Origin of the sequence: Marinimicrobium sp. C2-29 (assembly GCF_038419845.1) — a bacterium.
GTDB lineage: Bacteria > Pseudomonadota > Gammaproteobacteria > Pseudomonadales > Cellvibrionaceae > Marinimicrobium.
The window spans coordinates 245,701-267,413 of sequence record NZ_JBCAQT010000003.1 but is presented as its reverse complement, the minus strand read 5'-3'; the positions used below and the strand labels follow the sequence as shown (position 1 = coordinate 267,413).

Sequence of the window (21,713 nt, the reverse complement as noted above, 5' to 3'; positions counted from 1 at the left end):
CCACCTCTCGTTTAATCCACTTGGCTTTTCACCCAAAAAACCGGATTAGACGAGGAATCCCTATGAAATCCCTTAAAGTTCGGGCCATTGTGTATGGCCTGATTGTTCTGCTGGGCGTATTGAGCGCCCTCCCCAACCTGTTACCCCAATCCATCGACGAAAAATTGCCGTCCTGGTTCACCGCCAATCAGCTTGTATTGGGCCTGGACCTGCGCGGTGGCTCGCATCTGTTACTCAATGTCGACACCTCGGAGCTGGGCTTCGAGGCTCTGTCCACGGCCGAGCGCGACGAGGCCATGGATGATGTTCTGGAGCGCAGCCTGGAAATGGTCCGGCGCCGCCTGGATGAGACCGGCCTCACCGACCCCAGCGTGACCCGCCAGGGCGATGACGGCATTCTGGTGCAACTACCCGGCGTGGACGATCCGGGCCGAATCCGGACCCTGCTGGGCACCACCGCCAAGATGACCTTTCACTGGGCCGCCAACGACTCATCCCTGGGTCCGATACTGACGCTGCGCGGCTCCGATGACGAATCGGCGTACCGGCTGGAAAAACGGGTGGCCCTCAAAGGCGAGCACATTCGCGACGCCCGGATGGCCTTCAACCCGGATACCGGTGAGCCCATTGTGAACTTCAGTCTCGATAACGAGGGTGCCCGCCGTTTTGGAGACATGACCCGTGACAACATCGGCCGGGCTCTGGCTGTGGTACTCGATGGCGAGGTGATCACCGCGCCGGTCATCCGCTCGGTGATTGCCGGCGGCAGCGGTGAAATCAGCGGTGGGTTTACCACAACCGAAGCCAGCGACCTTGCCCTGCTGTTGCGGGCCGGCGCCCTGCCCGCGCCCCTTGATGTGGTGGAGGAGCGCACGGTGGGCCCGGAGCTCGGCAGCGACTCGATTGCCATGGGCGTCAGTGCCGGCCTGCTGGGCACGCTGCTGGTGTTCGGGTTCATGTTGGTGATGTACCGCCGCTGGGGGGTGATAGCGAGCGTGGCGCTGGCGCTGAACATTGCGTTGATATTCGGGGTGCTCAGCCTGTTTCGCGCCACGCTCACCCTGCCGGGTATTGCGGGCATTATTCTTAGCATTGGCATGGCGGTGGATGCGAACATTCTGATCAATGAGCGCATCCGCGAAGAGGTCCGCCAGGGAGGCCGCGCCTGGAAGGCGCTGGAGGCCGGGTTTGGCCGGGCCTGGGCCACCATTCTGGATTCCAACGTGACCACACTGATCGCCATCAGCCTGCTGTTTCTGTTCGGTAGCGGCCCGGTGCGGGGGTTTGCGCTCACCATGGCCATTGGGCTTTTGACCTCCCTGTTTACCGCCATTGCGGTGGTCCGGGTATTGATGGAATGGCGCGTCAAGCGACTGGGTCGTCGCCCGCTGGTGATTCCCGGACCGGCCTGGTTGGACCGGGTGGGACAAAAGCCCTTCAATGTCATGAGGGCCCGGTTTGTCGGTATCGCCCTGTCCGCCCTGCTCTCACTGGCTTCGATCGGTCTGTTTTTCTCTCCGGGGCTGACCTATGGTGTGGATTTTACCGGTGGCAGCGTGATGGAAGTACGCGCACCGGCACTTACGGTTGAGGAGCTGCGCAGCGGAATTAGCCACCCGACGCTGGCGGGCGTTGCCATTCAGGAGTTCGGTGAGGACGGCCTGTTTCAGGTTCGTCTGCCGGAGCAGACCGCCGATAACGTGGCCTCCGGCTCGTTGATTCAGGCGTTGAAAACAGAGGTTCTGGAAGCCGATCCCTCGGCCAGCTTTCCGCGCGTGGAGATGGTGGGCCCGAAGGTCAGTGGCGACTTTACGGAGGCCACCGTATTGGCGGTTTTAATGGCCGGTGCCGGCATGCTGTTGTATCTGTGGTTCCGTTTTGAATCGCACTTTGCTCTGGCGGCCACGATCACATTGGCTCTGGATCTGGCCAAGACCATCGGTTTTTTTGTGCTCACCGGTATCGAGTTCAACCTGACGGCGGTCGCCGCCCTGCTGGCGCTGATCGGCTATTCAGTCAACGACAAAGTGGTGGTGTTTGACCGCATTCGGGAATATTTGCGGCAGGACCCGGATCGCCCATTGCAAGCACTGTTCAACGACAGTATTTCATCCACGCTTACGCGGACATTATTGACCTCGGCCACCACGGTACTGGTGTTGCTGCCCATGGCGGTGGGCGGTGGTGCGGCCGTGGCCAGTTTTGCCTGGCCAATGCTGTTCGGAATCGTAGCGGGAACCAGCTCGTCGATTTTCATCGCCGCGCCGATTCTGTATGTACTCAGTGAGCGGCGAGCAAAAAGTGGCCTGGCCCAACTCAAACCGACAGGAGAAGCTCTGCAGGCGGAGCTGGATGCCCTGCCGTAACATTTCTGGACCTGCGGCAAGCCGAGGATGCAGAGAGCCCGCTTCTCACTAACGAGTGAATTAAAGCGACTCTCTGAGCGGCTTGCCTTCTCGGTATAGCGCCAGGTGGGCTTCGCGGCCCGCGACTGGAAGTTTTAGCTGCTTTGCGTCTTTCAGCACTTTCTTTTGCCAGCGTATCGCTTTATCAAAGTCACCTTGCTCGGCTGCGATGGCCGCGGCCGTCATGTAGTACCGTTGTCGATCCGGGTAATCCTCATCCACGCTTTCCCAAAAAGACTGCGCAAGCGATGCGCTTCGAACGTTATCGTCCGGATGGGTGGCGAGCACCCAGGCGTAGCGCAGGCGCGCGGCCGCTTTCTGAGTGGCGGCTTCTTTCAGCCAAAACAGCGCCTGTTCCGGGTTCTTTTCAAACCGTGCTCCGCTGAAGAGCTCCAGGGCCAGAAGGTATTGCGCATCGATAACGCCATCATTGGCGGATTGCAGCAACCAGAAATGGCTCTTCTCAGCGTCTTCTTCGCAAGCATCGCCATAGAGAATGTTTCGCCCCAGAAAAAAGCCTGCGGTGCTGTGTCCCTGGCGGGCGGCCTTGATAAACCAGTCATTGGGGTTCTGAAGATTCTCGGGTGATAAATAGTCTGTCCCCCCGTAAGATTGGGCCGCCTGGGTCAGGTACGCATAGGCAAACTGGTCTTGAGCCCCTCCAGCATCGGCCTCTGCGCGAGCCCGGGTGAGGTTGCGATCAACGATTCGCCCTCGGAGGTCCTCATGATCTCTGCCATTATCCAGGACGAAAACGAACCGATAGGTGGCGCCATGGACCAAAACAGGTTCGCCATCGAGAGTAGTTGGCTCGAACTGAAAGCCTCGAAGCACCTTGAGGGCTGCTTTGGTGAAACGATCGTCCATACTGAAGTACGCGAGGTGATCGCTGGTCGTGCCGTCCTTTTCGATGGTGAACATGAAATCAACCCAGCCCTCTTTACCCTGACGAGCGGCAGAGCGCGGATAATCGGGAGGATATAGATAGATTGGCCGGAAGCGCTTCACCGAAAACTCCGCTCCGGAAAACGTCGGCTGCATTCTTTCGATCAGGGCTTCGTTGCCATACCTCTGCCGCAGGGCGTCGTGCCTGGCTTTGGCCTGCTCTCTTTGAGCATCGTCAAGATGCTTGAAGACCAATTTCTGAGTACCCTGCTCGTCCAGTTCTGGATCCTGGGCAGATAGCGCTAACCACGCATAGCTCTCGATCAGATCCCGCTCGACAAATTCACCTCTCAGGTACATGACACCCAGGTTCATTTGCGCCAGGTGATCCCCCCGTTCGGCCGCATCGCGAAATGCGCCGTAGGCCGCCTCAAAACGACCGGCATCATAGTGCGTCAAGCCATTCTGCAAGCTGGCGAGCGCCGACGCCGAAAACCCGGTTGTCAGGACACAGAATAACAATGGGACAGTCAGGAGGGTGTATTTCATGGTGATTCCCCTGCTTGAGAGGCTGAGGTTTCTGGAAGGAAATAGAGAACTTCAAGCTGTGTGGCTTCATCAGTTGGTGTAGAGACTTTCAACCTTGACGGCGTCTCTACCAACTCTACCCGCTGGCGCTGCCCGTTGATCCGGGCTTCCAGGAGGTTGTTCTGGGGGTCCCATCGTAGGGTCATGTCGATGGGCTCACCCCAGGGAACCTCCTGATCAAGGTACTGACTCTGAAAGCCGTTGCGCTCAGTCAGATAAACCAGGTGACCTTTGTGGCCGATATCACAGTCCGTATCAAGCAGCTCAAGGTAGGCAATTTGGGAGCTATCGTCCGAGTGAGAAAGCTTGAACCGGATTCGCTCACCGGGCTTCAATGTGGTGTCAACGTCGATGGCACCCGGTCCCGGATTGAGCCGGAGAGCCCAGGGGCTCTGCTGTTGAAAGACGGCGTTTTTGGGCCCGAAGGACGCAGTAGTGCTGCACCCGAGGAGCAGACTGGTCAACCCTAAGAGCAGAATGTGGAGTAAGAGGTGGCGTTTCATCCGTCCCTGTTGCCTGTATTCAGAATATTATTTGTTTGCAGCGATAGCCGCTGGAGTCCGTTATGGTGGTCCCGTGGCTCTGTAAGCCTAAAACTACCTAGGCCCCACATTTTTGTCAACTGAAACGCAATTGCTCACTGCGCTGGAAGTCTACTCTGACACCTCAGGATCCAGCCCGTTAACGCGCTGATTGTAAGCTCCCCTTTGCTGAGCTAGGTGATCGCTGCCGATGAAAAAGTCGCGGCCTGACGCACTGCATCAATATCTTCTTCATGCTCCATCACTCTCTCCGAGCGGCCCAAGGCCATGCGAGAGCACTTTCTGGCGGCGTCGCTCACTCCCTCGTCATCAGATCTGGACAGGGCAAACAACGCCCTTTGCAGCCGGACCGACACTTCGACAAAGCCGGCGCCGTCCCGCGCGATGGCCGTAAAGGCGTCATCAAACATGTCTTCAACCGACAGGTGCGGAACGGAAATGCGGTCGTAGACGATATCCCGTTTCTGATTCTCCTCCAGTGGTACCTGCCAAAGGGTAAACAATCGCACCATGGCGCCAATCACATCAATCGCGGTACCGGGATCATTCACACCCGTCGACAAAGCTTTGTCGGCAATTTCCGACAGCGCCAATAAACCAAAGCGAGGGTCATCCTCAAAGGTACGGCTGCGACCGATGGTCACAGTACTCAGTAAGGCAGCCACAGGCAGAGGATGTCCCCCATCAATGGCGAACAGCGCCCTACCGGCACTCACAAAAGTCCCTGGCAGAGCCAGCACGGTGACGTGACAACCTGATTCTTCGGCGCAGTCCTGCAGTTTCTCCATATCAATATGCTGCACGTAACCCACCGATGCGGAAAATAGCTCGACACCTCGCTCGGTTGATTCAGAGGGCGAGACCGCCAAAGCGCTCATTGTCGGAGCACGGCGGCGTCGCTTGAGCGCGTCCGCTGTGGCCTCTTCCACCCGTTCGATGGTATTGACCACTCGGCCCAGGCGGGCAATTCGATCGACCCAACGCATCAGCGTGATAACAACTGTCGCGAACACGAAAACCGTTAACGCAAAAATCGCAAACAGCCCCGCCGAACCGAAGAACCCGTTCTTGACCGCTATCAGGGACACCAGACTGAATATGAAGGCCCCGATAAACACCGATAGCGCGTTCTGGGTGACGTCATCGGCAATCACCAGCGGAATCGACCGAGGGGTAGCCGCCGCACTGGCCGAGGCATAGGCGGCGACCATGGAGCCCACCGCAAACGTCGCAATCATCAGCATGCTGGCCGCCATGATCGACAGCAATGACTCCACTGAATCCAGGCTCACCTGGGGCAAAACTTCACCCAGTCCCGAGTCGTCCGCCAGCTTGGCAATAAACGCCCCTCCGATAGATAGCAGGCAGAGCGCCAGAGGTTTGACCCACAGGCGTTCTTTCAACCGATTGGCGAGAAAGCGGAGACGGTCCATGGAAAGGAGCGATGAGTGAGACATAAACATTTCCTTAGTCATGCGGGCGACAGCCCCATCCTGACATACTACTCTCAACTCTCTTGGAGCGCGCGATGGCAATAAGTTGGCAGATTGGGGGTTAAACCCTTATCCTTAGTAACAGGCATTTTGTTGACCCTTCAGTCAAAGGAGCCACCATGGCGAACGACGCAGATCACGCACCGCCCGCGACACCCCGCCCCGTCTATATCGTCGATGGCGCCCGAACGCCCTTTCTGAAGGCGCGCGGGCGACCGGGCCCCTTCACTCCGGTTGATCTGGCCGTTCAGTGCGGACGGCCACTGATGCTGCGCCAACAGCTCTCGCCCAAGGCTTTTGACCAGGTGATTCTCGGCTGCGTGAATGTGATCTCCGAGGAGATGAACCCGGCCCGGGTGGCGGCCCTGCGACTGGGAATGGGCGAGACCATGCCCGCGTTTACCGTGCAGATCAACTGCGGCTCGGGCATGCAGTCCATTGATACCGCCTACCGCTACATTCAGGGCGGCAACGCCAATCTGATTCTCGCCGGCGGCACCGAGGCGCTGAGCCACTCGCCCCTGCTGCTGCAGCAGCGCGCCGTGAACTGGCTGGCGGATCTACAGCAATCGAAGAGCTTTCTCGCCAAACTCAAAACCCTGGGACGCTTCAGCCCGGGCATGTTCAAACCGGTGATCGGCCTGGAGCGGGGCCTGACTGACCCGATTGTGGAAATGAACATGGGCCAGACAGCGGAGGTGATTGCCCAGCTGTTTGGGGTGACCCGCCATCAGGCGGACGAATACGCGGTGAGCAGCCATCACCGGCTGGCGAGAGCCCAGTCCGAAGGCTGGCTCAAAGAGGAAATATTCCCGCTGATTGCCCCCAATGGACGCATTTTCAACGATGATGACGGCGTCCGGCCCGACAACTCCGTCGAACACCTGGCCAAGCTCAAGCCGGTGTTCGAGCGCCCCTACGGGCGCGTGACCGCGGGCAACAGCTCCCAGATTACCGACGGCGCTTCCTGGGTCATCCTGGCCTCGGAAGAGGCTCTCAAAGAACACAACCTGACCCCGAAAGGGGTGATTGTCGACAGTTACTGGGCGGCGCTGGACCCGGAGATCATGGGCCTGGGCCCGGCACTCAGTATCGCCGGACTGCTGAAACGGCACGACCTCAGTATCGATGATATCGATCTGTGGGAGTTGAACGAGGCCTTTGCCGCCCAGGTGCTGTCCTGTCTGGCGGCGTTGGAGGATGAGACCTTCTGCCGCGAAGCACTGGGCGTGGACAAGCCCTTTGGTCGAATCGACCGGGAAAAGCTGAACGTCGATGGCGGCGGCGTCAGTCTGGGTCATCCGGTAGGCACCAGCGGCAACCGCATTACCCTGCACCTGCTCAATGCCCTGGAGCGCAAAGGGTTGAAACGCGGCATCGCCACCCAATGCATCGGCGGCGGACAAGCCGGCGCACTGCTGATCGAACGAGTTTAAGGAGCGCTGATATGACCGGTCCCGTATATTCCGCAATTCAGGCCCGCGCTTTCGAGCTGGGCCCTTTTGGCAGCTCTCCGTCCGAGGACTCCAGCCGCTGGCACCACTGGCGCCTGGCCCGCGACTCGCAGGATGTGGCCTGGTTGTTGTTCGACAAGGCCGATTCCAGCGTCAATGTGTTGTCCGCCGAGGTTCTGGAAGAGCTGGGGCAGGTGCTGGATGAACTGGAGAAAGATCGCCCCAAAGGCCTGGTCCTGCGCTCGGCCAAACGCGGCAGTTTCTGTGTGGGCGCCGACATCAAGGAGTTTCGCCACCTGACCAGTGAAGGCGAAGTGAACGAAAAGCTCACCCGGGCCCATGCCCTGGTGAAACGCCTGGAAGACTTGCCCTGCCCCACGGTGGCCGTCATCCATGGCGCGGCTCTGGGGGGAGGCCTGGAGCTGGCCCTGTGCTGTGACTACCGGATCGCCGTACCCGGCGCCACTTTCGGCACACCAGAGGTCTTGCTGGGCCTGCACCCGGGCCTGGGCGGCACCGGTCGTCTGGTGGATCTGATCGATCCGGTGGCGGCCATGACCATGATGCTGACCGGCAAAAACACCCGTGACAAAAAGGCCAAAGCGCTGGGGCTGGTCGATCAACTGGTACAGGAGCGGCACCTCGCCGCCGCCGTGGAAGCGGCCATTGCGGGGAAGGTCAAAAAACACAAAAACAGCTGGAAGGCCAAGCTGTTTCGAATTGACCCGCTGCGTCGCTTTGTGGGCAAGAAAATGCGCTCTCAGGCCGCCAAAAAGGCGCCGCCTCAGCACTATCCCGCGCCCAACGCCCTGATTGAGCTCTGGGAAAAATTCGGCCGCAACGGCTCTGACCTGTTGCGCCATGAAGTCCCCTCCTTCGCGAAACTGCTGACCACTGACACCTCTCGCAACCTGGTGCGTGTATTCTTCCTCCGGGAGCAGATGAAGTCGCTCACCAATGTGGGTGACGAGGAAAAGGTCGAGCCCATTGCCCAGGTACACGTCATCGGTGCCGGCGCCATGGGTGGGGATATTGCCGGCTGGTGCGCCATCCAGGGGCTGCGCGTCACGTTGTTTGACCTGGAGCCTGAAGTGGTTGCCAAAGCCATCGGCAAAACCACTGACCTGTGCAAGAAAAAGCGTTTCAGTAGCGCGGACACCCGCGCGGTACTCGACCGCCTGATTCCCGATTTTACCAACGCCGGGATCAGTCAGGCCGACCTGGTGCTGGAAGCGGTACCCGAAAAACTGGAGATCAAACGCAAAGTTTTTGCCGAGGTGGAACCCAAACTCAAAGAAGGCGCCATTCTCGCCACCAACACCTCCAGCATTCCACTGGAGCAACTGCAGGAGGAGCTCAAACAACCGGAACGGTTGGTCGGTGTGCATTTCTTCAACCCGGTGGCGTTGATGCAGCTGGTGGAAATTGTGCAGCACTCCAAACTGGGCACCCAGGCACTGAATAGGGCCAAGGTGTTTGTCGGCCAGATCAGCCGCTTGCCGGCGCCGGTCAGTAGTGCCCCCGGCTTTCTGGTCAACCGTGCGCTGACGCCCTATCTGATTGAAGCCATCATGATGCTGGATGAAGGTCATAAAGCCGAGAGCATCGACCAGGTCGCGCTGGATTTCGGGATGCCCATGGGGCCGATTGAGCTGGCGGACCAGGTCGGTCTGGATATCTGTCTGGGCGTGGCGGAGATGTTGCGCGAGCGACTGGACAATGACCTGCCGGAAACGCCCGACTGGTTCCGGAAAAAAGTCGACGACGGCAAACTCGGCAAGAAAACCGGCGAGGGTCTCTACCGCTGGGAGAAAGGCAAACCCAAAAAGCAGTCCAATACGCCCAAGGCCCCGGAAGAAACGCTGGATCGCCTGATCCTGCCCATGCTCAACGCCTGCATGGCATGCCTGCGTGAAAACGTGATCGATGATCGCGACCTGCTCGATGGCGCCATGATCTTTGGTACCGGCTTTGCACCTTTCCGCGGTGGCCCCATGCATTACGCCGGCGAGCGGGGCTACCAGGATATACACCACCGCTTGCAGCAACTGGCCGAACTGCACGGCGACCGCTTTGCGCCGGACCCCGGCTGGGAGTCGTAACGACTGGTTATGTCGACACACCCCAGGATCCACAGCGACGGCGCCGCTCTGATTGATGCAATCATTGCAACACTGGGCAAGCGCATTGTTGTGGGTCTGCCGCTGGGGTTGGGCAAAGCCAATCACCTGATCAATGAGCTTTATCGTCGGGCCTGCCAGGATCCCGAACTTGAACTCGTGATTTTTACGGCTCTGACACTGGAAGCTCCGGTACCGGGAAGCGAGCTGGAAAAACGGTTTTTGGGCCCGATCTCCCAACGACTGTTCGATGATTACCCCGCGCTGGAATACGCCCGGGATATGCGCCACAGTGCCTTGCCCGAGAATGTCACTGTCCGGGATTTTTATCTGGCCCCCGGCGCCTGGCTGAACAGCCCGATCGCGCAACAATCCTACACCTCCATCAACTATACCCACGCGCTGGATGCGCTGATCCGTGCCGGGGTCAATCTGGTGCTGCAACTGGTGGCGCCCGCCGACCCCGATCGCGGCGAGCGCTATAGTCTGAGCTGCAACCCGGATATCACGGTCGACCTGCTGGAGCAACGCCGGGCCGGTAAAATTGATTTCATCTGCGCGGCTCAGGTGAATGGCGCCCTGCCCTTTCTCGGCGGAGAAGCCGACCGGGAGGCGGGTGATTTTGACCACATCCTGCAGAGCCCCGACTGCGAATTCCCGCTGTACAGCCCGCCCCACAAACCCGTGAGTAAGACGGATTATGCCATCGGCTTGCAGGTCGCAAGACTGGTTCCCGATGGCGGTACCCTGCAGATCGGCATTGGCTCCATCGGTGATGCCATTGCTCAGGGGCTGTTACTGCGCGAGCAGAATAATGCTCTGTTCAAACAGTTGATCAGGCAACTGGGCGAAGATGACAATCCCGAACTGATGCACACCGGTGTGTTTGAGCAGGGGCTCTATGGCGTGACCGAAATGCTGGTGGAGGGATTTCTGGCCCTGCTGCAGGCCGGCATTCTCCGCCGCACTGTGGGCGGCGCCGCAGTGCACGGCGGCTTCTTTGTAGGCAGCCCGGTGTTTTACCGGTTACTGGAGCAGCTGTCGCCGCAACAGCGGGATCAGATCGCGATGATGCCGGTGTCGTTCACCAACACGATTGGCGACAGCCTGCCCTATCGGCCTGACGAGCCAGAACGTTCTGACGCGATTGGGCGGGAAAGTGCGAAGCGAGAGGCGCGCGTGGGCGCCCGCTTTATCAACAGCGCCATGATGGCCACCCTCAATGGCTCTGTCGTGTCCGATGGATTGGAAGATGGCCGGGTCGTGAGCGGGGTCGGCGGCCAGTACAATTTTGTCTCCCAGGCCTTTGATCTGCCGGGCGCGCGCGCCATCATCACCCTGCCGGCGACGCGTACCAAAAAGGGCCAGGTAAAATCCAACATTCTCTGGAACTACGGCCACACCACCCTGCCCCGCCATCTGCGCGATATCATCGTGACCGAATACGGCGTCGCGGATTTGAGAGACAAGAGCGATGCCGAGGTGATGGCCGCCATGCTCGGCATTGCCGATTCGCGTTTTCAGCCCGAGCTGCTCAAGTGCGCCCAGGCGGCGGGCAAACTGCCCGACGATTACCAGATACCCGAACGGTTTCGTCAGAATACGCCCGAACGCATTCACTCAGCTCTGGCTGAAGGCTATCAGGCACAACAGTTGCCGGCCTTTCCCCTGGGCAGTGGTCTGAGTGACGATGAAGAACATCTGGCCAAGGCGCTGGCAAAACTCGCACCGCAGGTGGGCGACTGGCGTTCGATGGCGGCACTTGTGATCAGGGGCTGGCGGCGCCCAATGACCGAGCGGATGCGTTCGAGTCTGCAGCGCATGCAGCTGGAACACCCGAAGGGGGCACGCGAGCGCCTCTACCGGGCGCTTCTGGTGGCCACTCTGGAAGACTGAGAGTCCCTTACCCTACCCCTGAGCGGGCCGGGCGTGAAGCAAACCCCAAGCAGCTATTTAGAGCAATCCGATCAACGCGGGCAAGACCGCGCATAGAATCACCACCAGCCAGGGTGGTAGTCGCCAGAACATCAAGGCCACAAAGGCCGCCAGGGCGAGCGCAAAATCGCCGGAGCTGTGAATGGCGCTGGTCCACACCGGGTCGTAAAAGGCCGCCAGCAGCAAACCCACCACCGCCGCATTCACGCCGAGCATCGCCTTCTGCATACTCGGATGCCGACGGGCGGACGCCCAGAGTGGCAGAATGCCCAACAACAATAAAAAGCCCGGCAGAAAAATGCCGACCAATGCCGTCATGGCCAGCAAAACGGCATGGGGACCAGTCCCCGTGACGGCACCCAGATAGCCGGCAAAGGTGAACAGCGGACCGGGCACCGCCTGAGCGGCCCCGTACCCCGCCAGAAACAGGTCATTGGAAACCGTCCCTTGCGGTACCAGCTCCGCCTGCAGAAGCGGCAACACCACATGACCGCCCCCGAATACCAGACTGCCCGCCCGATAAAAGCTATCGAACAAACCGAGGTAGGCGTTATCGGAAAAATTGGCCAGCAAAGGCAGCCCGAACAGCAGAACGGCGAATAGTGCCAACGAGGCGATACCCAGCGCTTTGCCTGTGCTCGGCAAGTTGCCCGCGGACACCGTCTGGGTGGGATGCAGCCATCGCCACCCGATCAGCCCGCCTGCCGCCATGGCGAGCAACTGGCCCCAGGTACCGGGTAGCGCAATCACCAACAGGGCCGCCACCGCGGCCAGACTGGCACGCGCCCGGTCCGGGCATAGATTCTTGCCCATTCCCCAGAGCGCCTGGGCCACCACGGCGACAGCCACGACTTTGAGGCCATTGAGCCAGTCGGTGCCGGTCGTCAGGTTGGTGTTCAGCAGTGCCAGGCCAAAGGCGATCATCAGTACCGCGGAAGGCAAAGTGAAGCCCAGCCAGGCGGCCAGGGCGCCCCCGACGCCACCGTGCGACAACCCCAGCCCCATACCGACCTGGCTACTGGCCGGCCCGGGTAGAAACTGACACAGGGCCATCAGGTCAGCGTAGGCCTGATCGGTCAGCCAGCGGCGGCGGGCGACAAACTCCTCGCGAAAGTAACCCAGGTGAGCCACCGGCCCACCAAAGCTGGTGCAACCCAGTTTGAGGAAAACCCAGAAAATATTCAGGTGCAGGAAAATGCGCGGGCGGTAGTTGCGGTCAGACATGGGCCATCCGAATCAGTGCTCGATAGCCTGCCAGTTTATCCGCTCAAGCGGGCCCAACCAACCCGCTGAAGGCACTCTAATCAGTGGCGACCGGGACGCCGGGCCCTTGCTGAGGTGTCGGCTACCAGGTCGCGATTCTGCCGATGTTGGTCCAACTGCCGATGCTCAATGTACTCCAGCAAGGCATGGGAACTCTCGTCATCCAGCATCTCAAGGTCCAGGCCATAACCAAATTGGGATTTTCTCGCGACCAGAGCACTGATCTGGCAGCGCTCCTTCCCCTTGATTCGGCGGCCCAACAGCACTTCAAGCTCGATCTTCTGCAACTCCCGGACGTTCTGGTAATCCGTTTCCAGAAAAAGCCCGTGGCCACTGGCATTCTTGATTCGTCCCATCGCGACGGGAGCGCCATGCCGATAAATTAGAGCGTTGATATTCAGTGGAATACGCCGGCTGCATCGATGCTCCATGGGATACCTCGTCAATTAATCATCGTTGGGTTTGTCTGGGGGTTGGACTTCGACCTCCGGCAACCGGCCATAGCGTGTCAGCCACTGTCTGACCTCCGAGGTCAGAGTGTCCGGGAACCAGTCCCACTGAAAGCGCCAGCGCCAATTACCCGATTCGGTACCGGGCGTATTCATTCGATGAGCACCATCCAGGATCAGCAGGTCCTGCAGTGGCACGATGGCAATACGGGCAACCGATGCCAGAGCGGCACAGACCAGCAGTCGGGGCATGGGCTCTTCCGAGCCGAAACAGTAAGCTCTCAATCGCTGCTGCACGTCTTCGGGCTGAGCCTGGTACCAACCCAGGCTGGTATCGTTGTCGTGGGTGCCGGTATAAACGATATTGTGAGCTTCATGTTCATGGGGCAAATGCGGGTTGTCGGTGCTGCCATCAAAAGCGAACTGCAGCACGACCATGCCCGGCAGTCGAAACTCCCGCCGCAGCGCCTCGACCTCCGGGGTAATCAACCCGAGGTTTTCAGCCACCAATGGCAGGTTTTTGTGTTCGCGAAACAGGCTGTTTAAAAGCGCCCGGCCCGGTGATTTGACCCACCGCCCCCGACTGGCATCCTCGTGGTCGGCGGGAATTTCCCAGTAGGCTTCCAACCCACGGAAGTGATCCAGGCGAATCAGATCAAAGAGTTCCAGCTGGGTATTGAACCGCTGACGCCACCAGCGGAAATTCTGCGCCTGCATTTCATCCCAATTGTAATGGGGGTTGCCCCAGTGCTGGCCGGTCTCGGAAAAGTAATCCGGCGGGACGCCGGCCACGGTGAGCGGGCTCCCCTCCCCGTCAAGATTGAACAGGTCCTGATTGGCCCAGACGTCGGCACTGTCATAGGCAACAAAGATGGGCATATCACCAAACAGGAAAACATTTTTGTCCCGGGCATACTGGCGCAGCGCCTGCCATTGTTCAAAAAATACAAACTGCTCAAAGCGGCGCACATCAATGGGCGCTTTCAGTTCGCGCCGCATGCGGGTCAGTCCCTGGGTCCGGCGCAGACGGATATCATCGGGCCAGCGACACCAACTCTCCCCGCCGTAGCACTCGCGCAGCGCATCAAACAGGGCGTAGTCCTCCAGCCAGTAGCGATGCTCCTGGCAAAAACTCTCAAACCGTTTGACCCGGTCGGACTCCGGCTCCCAGTGGGTAAAAAATTGTCCGGCGGCCAACGCCCGGGCAACCGCCGGCTTCTCATGCTCGCGCTGCGTCTGGGTCAACCACCCCCGAGCCACCAGATCATCCAGACTGATCAGTTCGGGGTTACCGGCCTGGACCGACAGCGTCTGGTACGGGGAGAGATTGCAGTGCGTCGGCCCGATGGGCAGCATTTGCCAGAGACCAAAGCCAGCCGCCGCCAACCAGTCGACAAACTGATAAGCGGATTGACCCAGGGTGCCCATGGTATCGGGTCCAGGCAGTGATGTGGGATGCAGAAGCACCCCCGCGCTGCGGGATTGCAATAGAGGGTGTGGCAAATCGCGCACAGCCATCAGGCGCCCCCTTCCGCCGGCGCGTGGCCCCGGCGCATCACCCCGCCGGCCGCTGGCGCACCACCGCCGCGACTGAACGCGTGCTGTAGTGATTCAGGAACCGGCTGCTCGAGGAGCCGATACAGGTTGATCAGGTGTCGGCGATACAGGTAGTCAAAGTCGCGCACACTGTCGCTCGGGTTGTAGTCGCCGAACCACCAGAACCAGTCCGAACCCTCGCATTGGGCCAACTGCAGTTCCGCCTCTTTCTGCTGTTCGGGATCCAGGGTGTCAATGACCCGGTCGTACACCGCTTTGGCGCTACAGAGCATGTCCCAGGCCAGGTTCTTGTCCGGCTCGCCCATCCAGGTTGAGAAAGTGCCGTACACCCAACTGCCAGCGACCAGGTGCTTGAGCGGCACAGGCTTCACTTGCGGATCGGCCAGAGCAGCGGCATAGGTCGTCATATCCAGTTGAGGGTGATCACTGATCCGGCGGTACAGGGCTTCGAGGAAGTACCAGGCGTTTTCCGGGTAATATTCCCAGGCGTTTTCACCATCCATGATGATGGAGATCACACAGTCTTCCGGTGTTTTGCTCGCCTCGGCAATCGCCACCAGGTGGTTGATCAGATCGCCCACGGCGTCTTCCGCATGCCAGTCGGCGTACTGAAACCCGATCAGGTCCGAGAGGCCATCATCGCGGAAAAAGCTTGTCACCGAGTGCTCACCGAATCGATAGGCCTTGTGCAGATTTTCCGGTGCCTGCCCCTCGTTGGCGGTATGTTTGAGGCTGTTATGCAGCACCGAGTCCCCTGTGGCAGTCCATTGGAAGCCGGATTCACTCAGGAGTTTGAGCGTGTCATCACTCAGCGCGCCCTCGGAGGCCCAGCAGCCCGCGGGGCGACACCCGAAAAAGTCCTTGAACACTTCCAACCCTTTGGTCAGGTGCCAGCGGGCACGCTCATCGCCGCCGGGGTACTCCGCCGCCTTGGGCAGGGCGGCATCCGGCATGGCTTCGAGCAGACTTCTGAAATCCAGCAGCAACGGCAGGATCGGGTGCGCGTAGGGACTCATGGCCAGCTCGATGCGGCCCTGTTCCTGCAACTGCCGATAGCGGGGTTTGATGGCACTCATCTGCTCGGCAATGACGTTGAGCAACTCGCGCCGGTCCTGGTCGCTGTAACCCCCCGCTTTTTCCTGCAAATCAGTGATACGGGAATCGTCCCGACGCTGATTTTCCCCCAGCCAGCTCAGGTGGTACCAGACAAGCAGATCGATCAGAAACTGGTGGTTCAGATAGCATTGCTGCTGGGGGTTATTGTTGGACTGCTCCAGCGTGTCCACCAGAAACGCGAAGGGGGCAAAACGCTCGATCATCCGGTCCCGGTGAGCCCGCAGACAGTTGTTGGCCAGCTCCAGAAAGCCCTCGCTTCCGGGCTCGGGCAGATCCTCCTGCACCAGAGCGGCGAGCATGGGGTCGCGAATCGCGCTGCCCTGCTTGAGGTAGGCGTCTATCTGAGACTGATAGTCGTCCAGCTGCTCGAGCAATATGGGCGCAAAATTGACCACCACGCGCGCCTTGGGGTTGTCCTCAAGGTGCACCAGCATATCCGTATAATCCTTGATGGCGTGCAGGTACGTCCAGGGAAAGTAGTACTCTCCCGTCAGCCGGTCCCGGTAGTCCGGTTGGTGCATATGCCAACAGAAAACCACCTTGGCTTTGTTCTTTTGCTCCTTAGACGACATGGGGGTATTCCTCGTCCAGCATTTCCGGTGTCACCAGGACGACACCTTTGGGGGAGACATGAAAGCGCTTTCGATCGGCCTCAATGTCGTAGCCAATCTCCGTGCCTGCCGGTATCTGGCAACCACGATCAATCAGTGCCTTCTTGATGCGGCAGTTGCGCCCGATATCGACTCGGGGAAAGATCACCGAGTCGGTCACTTCGGCGTAGGAGTGCACTCTGACCCGCGGAAACAACAGTGAGTGTTTTATCTTCGCTCCCGAGACAATACAACCCCCGGCGATCATCGAATCCACCGCCACCCCTCGGCGATCGTCATCGTCAAACACGAACTTGGCCGGAGGCACCTGCTCCTGATAGGTCCAGATGGGCCACTCGGAATCGTACAGGTCCAACTCCGGCGTAATGCCGGTCAGCTCGAGGTTGGCCTGCCAGAGTGCATCGACGGTGCCTACATCGCGCCAGTAGGCTTTGCCTCCGGACACAGGATCCCGGAATGGGAAGGCCATAATCCGGTGGCTGTCCAGAAGCGACGGAATAATATCCTTGCCAAAGTCGTGAGAGGAGCCCGGCAGGGATTGATCGTGCAGCAACTCCCGAAACAGAACCTCGGTGCTGAACACATAAATTCCCATGGAGGCCAACACCTGATCGGTGGAGCCGGGCATGGGGTCGGGGTTAGCCGGTTTTTCCAGAAACTTCACGATCCGGTTGCTTTCATCGATGTTCATCACGCCAAAGGCGCTGGCTTCCTCTATGGGTACTTCAATACAGCCCACGGTGATATCGGCTTCACTTTCCACGTGGGCGGCCAACATGGTGCCGTAGTCCATCTTGTAAACGTGGTCCCCGGCGAGGATCAGTACATAGGCCGGGTCGTGCTGACGGATGATATCCAGGTTCTGCATGACCGCATCGGCCGTCCCCGCATACCAGTTTTCGCCCAGCCGCTGCTGAGCCGGCAGCAGCTCAACAAACTCGCCTAACTCGCCCCCCAGAAAGCCCCAGCCTCGCTGGATGTGCCGGTCCAGGGAATGCGACTTGTACTGAGTAAGCACACTGATACGCCGTATGCCCGAGTTAACACAGTTGGACAGAGGAAAGTCCACAATACGAAACTTGCCGCCATAGTGGACGGCAGGCTTGGCTCGCCAATTGGTCAACTGATGCAGGCGGGAGCCCCGCCCTCCGGCCAGGACAATGGCCAGTGTTTCCCGGGTGAGGCGGCTGACAAACCGGCCGGATTTGGACGTCAACATAAACAATCTCCGCTTAAGCCATAGATCCCACTAACCGTCTCCTGGTACCAGGAGACATTGAGCGGTATTGGCTCCGGGGGTGTACCGATAGTTGTATCGGCAACGGCCAGCCCCTGGAGCAAGTGAGCAATAAAGATGCCAAAAAGACGATATAAAAAAATCGTCCTGATGGCCACTTACCCAAAGTACACTGTTTAGTGTAGTCAGAAAATTTTACTTTCATGTTGTTCAGGATCAATTTCAACCAAAATTTTTTCGCGTCAAATTCATCGGTGACACAGAACCAGAAACCACTGGCAATATGGCTATAACCCTATTACGCTTTAAGAGCACCCCCTAAATGACGGTGCTTTCAAGAACCCTGACGAGAGGCGAATAATGCCAGCCACGCCATTGACCGACCACTGTCTGCGCCTGGCCCAGGCCCGGCACCACGACCCCTTTGAGATTCTCGGTCGCCACCCGGTTGAGGGTGATAAAACACAGGTGGAGCTGCGCGCGTTTTTGCCCGGCGCCCAAACTGCCTCGGCCGTCGGGGTAAAATCGCGCCTGACGATGACGCGCCATCCCGACACCGACCTGTTCCTCTGGCGCGGAAAGCCCGCCGAGCTGCCCCCGCACCCTGAAATCGAATGGCAGACCGACGATGGCCGCACTCAATCGGCCCTGGACCCCTACAGTTTCGCCCCACAAGTGGGCGAGCTGGATCTGCACCTGTTTGGTGAGGGCCGGCACTGGCGCATTTATGAGGTGCTGGGCGCTCATTACAAAGTGGTCGACGGTGTCGCGGGCGTGCTGTTCGCCACCTGGGCCCCGGCGGCCGGACGAATCAGTGTGGTGGGTGACTTCAACGGCTGGGATGACCGCCGTCACGCCATGCGCGTGCGCGGCTCCAGCGGTGTCTGGGAGCTGTTTGTCCCCGGGCTCGAGCCGGGTGTCCTGTACAAACTCTCGGTCCGCAACCGCGATACCGGCCACGTGCAACAGAAAGCCGATCCGTATGGCCAGGCATTCGAACTGCGCCCTCAGACAGCGGCACGCGTGACGGCACCGGTCACCTATCAGTGGGAAGACCACGAATGGCTCCAGGAGCGCGCCCGGTGGGATTGGCAGCAGGCGCCCTTTTCGGTCTATGAAGTGCACTTGGGCTCCTGGCGCCGGGGGAGCGATGGCCAGTTCGTCAATTACCGTACGCTGGCTCATCAATTAGCGGAGTATGTCACGTCTCTGGGCTTTACTCACGTAGAATTGTTGCCGATTTCCGAGCATCCTCTGGACGACTCCTGGGGCTATCAGACCACCGGGTATTTTGCCCCCACCAGCCGCTTTGGCACCCCCGATGATTTCCGTTACATGGTGGATCATCTGCATTCTCAGGGCATCGGTGTCCTGCTCGACTGGGTACCCGCCCACTTTCCCAAAGATGAACACGCCCTCGCCCGCTTTGACGGCACGGCGCTCTATGAGCACGACGACCCCCGTCGGGGCGAGCACCGGGACTGGGGTACGCTGATCTACAACTATGGCCGCAATGAGGTGCGCAACTTCCTGCTCGCCAACGCCCTCTACTGGCTGGATGAGTTTCACCTCGACGGGCTGCGCGTGGACGCCGTGGCCTCCATGCTCTATCTGGATTACTCGCGCGAAGAGGGAGACTGGCTACCCAACAAATACGGCGGCAATGAAAACCTCGAAGCCATCGACTTTCTCCGGCAGCTGAACGAACTCTGTCACGGCCGCCACCCCGGCACGGTGGTGCTGGCCGAGGAATCCACCTCCTGGCCCCAGGTGACTCGCCCCACCTGGGTCGGCGGTCTGGGGTTTTCCATGAAGTGGAATATGGGCTGGATGCACGACACTCTGGTCTATATGAGCAAGGACCCCATCTATCGTCACTATCACCACGACCAGCTGACGTTCGGCCTCATCTACGCCTTCACGGAAAACTTCATGCTGCCCTTCTCGCACGATGAAGTGGTTCACGGCAAGGGCAGTATGGTCACCAAAATGCCGGGCGACGACTGGCAGCGCTTCGCCAATCTGAGGCTGCTCTACGCCTACCAGTACGCCTACCCCGGCACCAAGCTGTTGTTCATGAGTTGTGAGTTTGGTCAGTGGCGGGAGTGGGCTCAATCGCGCGAGCTCGACTGGAATCTGCTCGACGAGCCGCTGCACCGGGGCCTGCACACGGCGGTGGGCGACCTCAACCGGCTCTACCGCACCCTGCCCGCCCTGTACGAGCGCGGGTTCAGCCATGAGGGCTTTGAATGGATTGACTGTCACGACAGCACCCAGTCGATCATCAGTTTTATTCGCCGCAGCGAGAAAGGTTTTGTTCTGATCGCTCTCAACTTTACCCCCACGCCCAGAGAGGGCTACCGCCTGGGTGTGCCCGAAGCGGGCCGGTACCGGGAAATTTTCAATAGTGACTCGGAATACTACGGCGGCAGCAATGTCGGTAACCCGCTGCCGTTGCAGAGCGAAGATATTCCCTGGATGGGTCGCCCCCATTCCATCCAACTCACCCTGCCGCCGCTGGCGGCCGTCATGTTTGAACTGGAATGAATATACTCTTTGTTACCAGCGAGGCTTACCCGCTGATCAAAACCGGAGGCCTGGCCGATGTGGCGGCCAGCCTGCCGCGCGCACTGCTGAAACGCGACCACTCGGTCCGCCTGGTACTGCCGGCCTATCCCAGAGTACTGGAAGCGGCCCGCAAAGTCGGGCTCAAACCCCTGGCATCTCTGACCTATGGCGAGCGCAATATCACGGTGTGGCAGACCCGCCTGCCGGGCACCCGGGTCACGGTCTGGCTGGTGGATATGCCGGAATTCTCCAATCGGGGCGGCAACCCCTATGTCGACGACCAGGGGCTGGATTGGCCGGACAACCATCGGCGCTTTTACTGGTTCGGCGTGGTAGCAGCGGAGCTGGCCATGGGGCGGGCCGGCGTCGACTGGCGGGCCGATCTGGTTCACGGTAACGACTGGCAGTCCGGTATGGCAATGGCTCTGCTGGCGCAGGAACCCAAACGCCCGGCTCTGGTATTCACCATACACAACCTCGCCTATCACGGCCTCTTTCCCTACTCGGCCTTTGCTGAACTGTCGCTGCCCGAGCACTGGTGGCACCCGGAGGCGATGGAGTTTTACGACCAACTGTCCTTCATCAAGGGAGGCCTGGTCTTCGCCGATCAGATCACGACGGTCAGCCCCAGCTATGCCCGGGAAATCCAGACCCCCGAGTTCGGCTGCGGCCTGGACGGCCTGCTCTTCGCCCGGCAAGCGCAGCTTAGCGGGATTCTCAACGGCATCGATACCCAGGAGTGGAACCCGGGCCGCGACCCCCACCTGACCCAGAACTACAGCCGCCGGAACCTGAAACAGAAAGTCGTCAACAAGCTCGCCCTGCAAGAGCGGGTGGGACTGCCCCCCTCGGAAGAAACGCCCCTGCTGGGCTTTATCGGCCGCTTGGTGGAGCAGAAAGGCGTGGACCTGATGTTGTCGGCATTACCGGAATTCCTGAAGCGGGGCGAGTGTCAGTTTGTCATTCTGGGCAGCGGTCAGGCCCAGTACCACACGGCATTGAAGGAGCTGCAGGCCCTTTACCCCGAACAGCTGGCGCTCACCCTCGGCTACGACGAAGGCCTGGCGCACCAGATCGAAGGCGGTGTCGATCTCTTCCTGATGCCCTCCCTGTTCGAGCCCTGTGGGCTGAACCAGCTGTACAGCCTGCGCTACGGCACCCTGCCACTGGTACACGCCGTGGGCGGTCTGAACGACACCGTGTTTGAGTCGTCCGATCAGACTGAGGATGGCACCGCCGCCGAGTCTACGCCCGATAACGGCTTCCGCTTTGAAGCCCCCACCGCCAGCGCCCTGCGCGACGCCCTGACCCGGGCCCTGGCTCTCTACCATCAGCCCGATCGCTGGCGCCAGCGGCAACTCAATGCCATGAAAGGCGATTACTCCTGGGAAAAAAGCGCCCAGGAATACGAGCGGGTGTATGAACAGGCGCTCCAGGTGAGAGATCAGCACTAATTTGTTAGCATGGGGCTACTTTTAAGCTGATGGAGC

General features: G+C 59.7%; 14 protein-coding genes. 6 read left to right on the top strand and 8 right to left on the bottom strand.

Annotation, left to right across the window (positions count from 1 at the left end; all coding sequences use genetic code 11):
- Positions 1–62: 62 nt before the first annotated feature.
- Complete coding sequence (secD, locus tag AAE484_RS04715) at positions 63–2,366, top strand: protein translocase subunit SecD (RefSeq protein WP_341937181.1); 2,304 nt, start codon at positions 63–65, stop codon at positions 2,364–2,366.
- 60 nt (positions 2,367–2,426) lie between these two features.
- Here secD and AAE484_RS04710 read toward each other — a convergent pair whose 3' ends face one another.
- The 3 genes from AAE484_RS04710 to AAE484_RS04700 form a co-directional block, all read right to left on the bottom strand.
- Positions 2,427–3,839, bottom strand: coding sequence for an energy transducer TonB (locus AAE484_RS04710; RefSeq protein WP_341937180.1), 1,413 nt, complete (start codon positions 3,837–3,839; stop codon positions 2,427–2,429).
- Positions 3,836–4,381: a hypothetical protein gene (locus AAE484_RS04705; RefSeq protein WP_341937179.1), complete on the bottom strand. Its 546-nt coding sequence runs from the start codon at positions 4,379–4,381 to the stop codon at positions 3,836–3,838. Before AAE484_RS04705 ends, AAE484_RS04710 begins: the two co-directional genes overlap by 4 nt.
- A gap of 212 nt (positions 4,382–4,593) precedes the next feature.
- Positions 4,594–5,877: a DUF2254 domain-containing protein gene (locus AAE484_RS04700; RefSeq protein ID WP_341937178.1), complete on the bottom strand. Its 1,284-nt coding sequence runs from the start codon at positions 5,875–5,877 to the stop codon at positions 4,594–4,596.
- 155 nt (positions 5,878–6,032) lie between these two features.
- On the opposite strand from AAE484_RS04700, the gene AAE484_RS04695 reads away from it, so the two are divergent.
- The 3 genes from AAE484_RS04695 to AAE484_RS04685 are packed head-to-tail and all read left to right on the top strand — an operon-like array spanning position 6,033 to position 11,383.
- Positions 6,033–7,349 carry an acetyl-CoA C-acetyltransferase gene (locus AAE484_RS04695; RefSeq protein WP_341937177.1) on the top strand — a complete coding sequence of 439 codons (1,317 nt, stop codon included), beginning with the start codon at positions 6,033–6,035 and terminating at the stop codon, positions 7,347–7,349.
- An 11-nt stretch (positions 7,350–7,360) separates the two neighbouring features.
- Positions 7,361–9,469, top strand: coding sequence for a 3-hydroxyacyl-CoA dehydrogenase NAD-binding domain-containing protein (locus AAE484_RS04690; protein WP_341937176.1), 2,109 nt, complete (start codon positions 7,361–7,363; stop codon positions 9,467–9,469).
- A 9-nt stretch (positions 9,470–9,478) separates the two neighbouring features.
- Positions 9,479–11,383, top strand: a complete 1,905-nt coding sequence (locus AAE484_RS04685; protein ID WP_341937175.1) for an acetyl-CoA hydrolase/transferase C-terminal domain-containing protein — start codon at positions 9,479–9,481, stop codon at positions 11,381–11,383.
- A gap of 57 nt (positions 11,384–11,440) precedes the next feature.
- Here the strand turns inward: AAE484_RS04685 and chrA are convergent, their stop codons facing one another.
- From chrA to glgC, 5 genes are all read right to left on the bottom strand, one after another.
- Positions 11,441–12,646, bottom strand: a complete 1,206-nt coding sequence (chrA, locus tag AAE484_RS04680; RefSeq protein WP_341937174.1) for a chromate efflux transporter — start codon at positions 12,644–12,646, stop codon at positions 11,441–11,443.
- Between the two features lie 80 nt (positions 12,647–12,726).
- Positions 12,727–13,116, bottom strand: coding sequence for a PilZ domain-containing protein (locus AAE484_RS04675; RefSeq protein ID WP_341937173.1), 390 nt, complete (start codon positions 13,114–13,116; stop codon positions 12,727–12,729).
- 15 nt (positions 13,117–13,131) lie between these two features.
- Entirely contained in the window at positions 13,132–14,652 is a 1,521-nt protein-coding gene (malQ, locus tag AAE484_RS04670) for a 4-alpha-glucanotransferase (RefSeq protein WP_341937172.1), read from the bottom strand.
- Entirely contained in the window at positions 14,652–16,379 is a 1,728-nt protein-coding gene (locus AAE484_RS04665; RefSeq protein WP_341937171.1) for a glycoside hydrolase family 57 protein, read from the bottom strand. The genes malQ and AAE484_RS04665 overlap by 1 nt, the downstream gene beginning before the upstream one ends.
- Entirely contained in the window at positions 16,369–17,637 is a 1,269-nt protein-coding gene (glgC, locus tag AAE484_RS04660) for a glucose-1-phosphate adenylyltransferase (RefSeq protein WP_341937170.1), read from the bottom strand. Before glgC ends, AAE484_RS04665 begins: the two co-directional genes overlap by 11 nt.
- 378 nt (positions 17,638–18,015) lie before the next feature.
- Here glgC and glgB point away from each other — a divergent pair, with 378 nt between their 5' ends.
- A complete protein-coding gene (gene glgB / locus AAE484_RS04655; protein WP_341937169.1) occupies positions 18,016–20,202 on the top strand; it encodes a 1,4-alpha-glucan branching protein GlgB in 2,187 nt (728 codons plus the stop codon).
- A complete protein-coding gene (gene glgA, locus AAE484_RS04650; protein WP_341937168.1) occupies positions 20,199–21,677 on the top strand; it encodes a glycogen synthase GlgA in 1,479 nt (492 codons plus the stop codon). The genes glgB and glgA overlap by 4 nt, the downstream gene beginning before the upstream one ends.
- Positions 21,678–21,713: the final 36 nt, after the last annotated feature.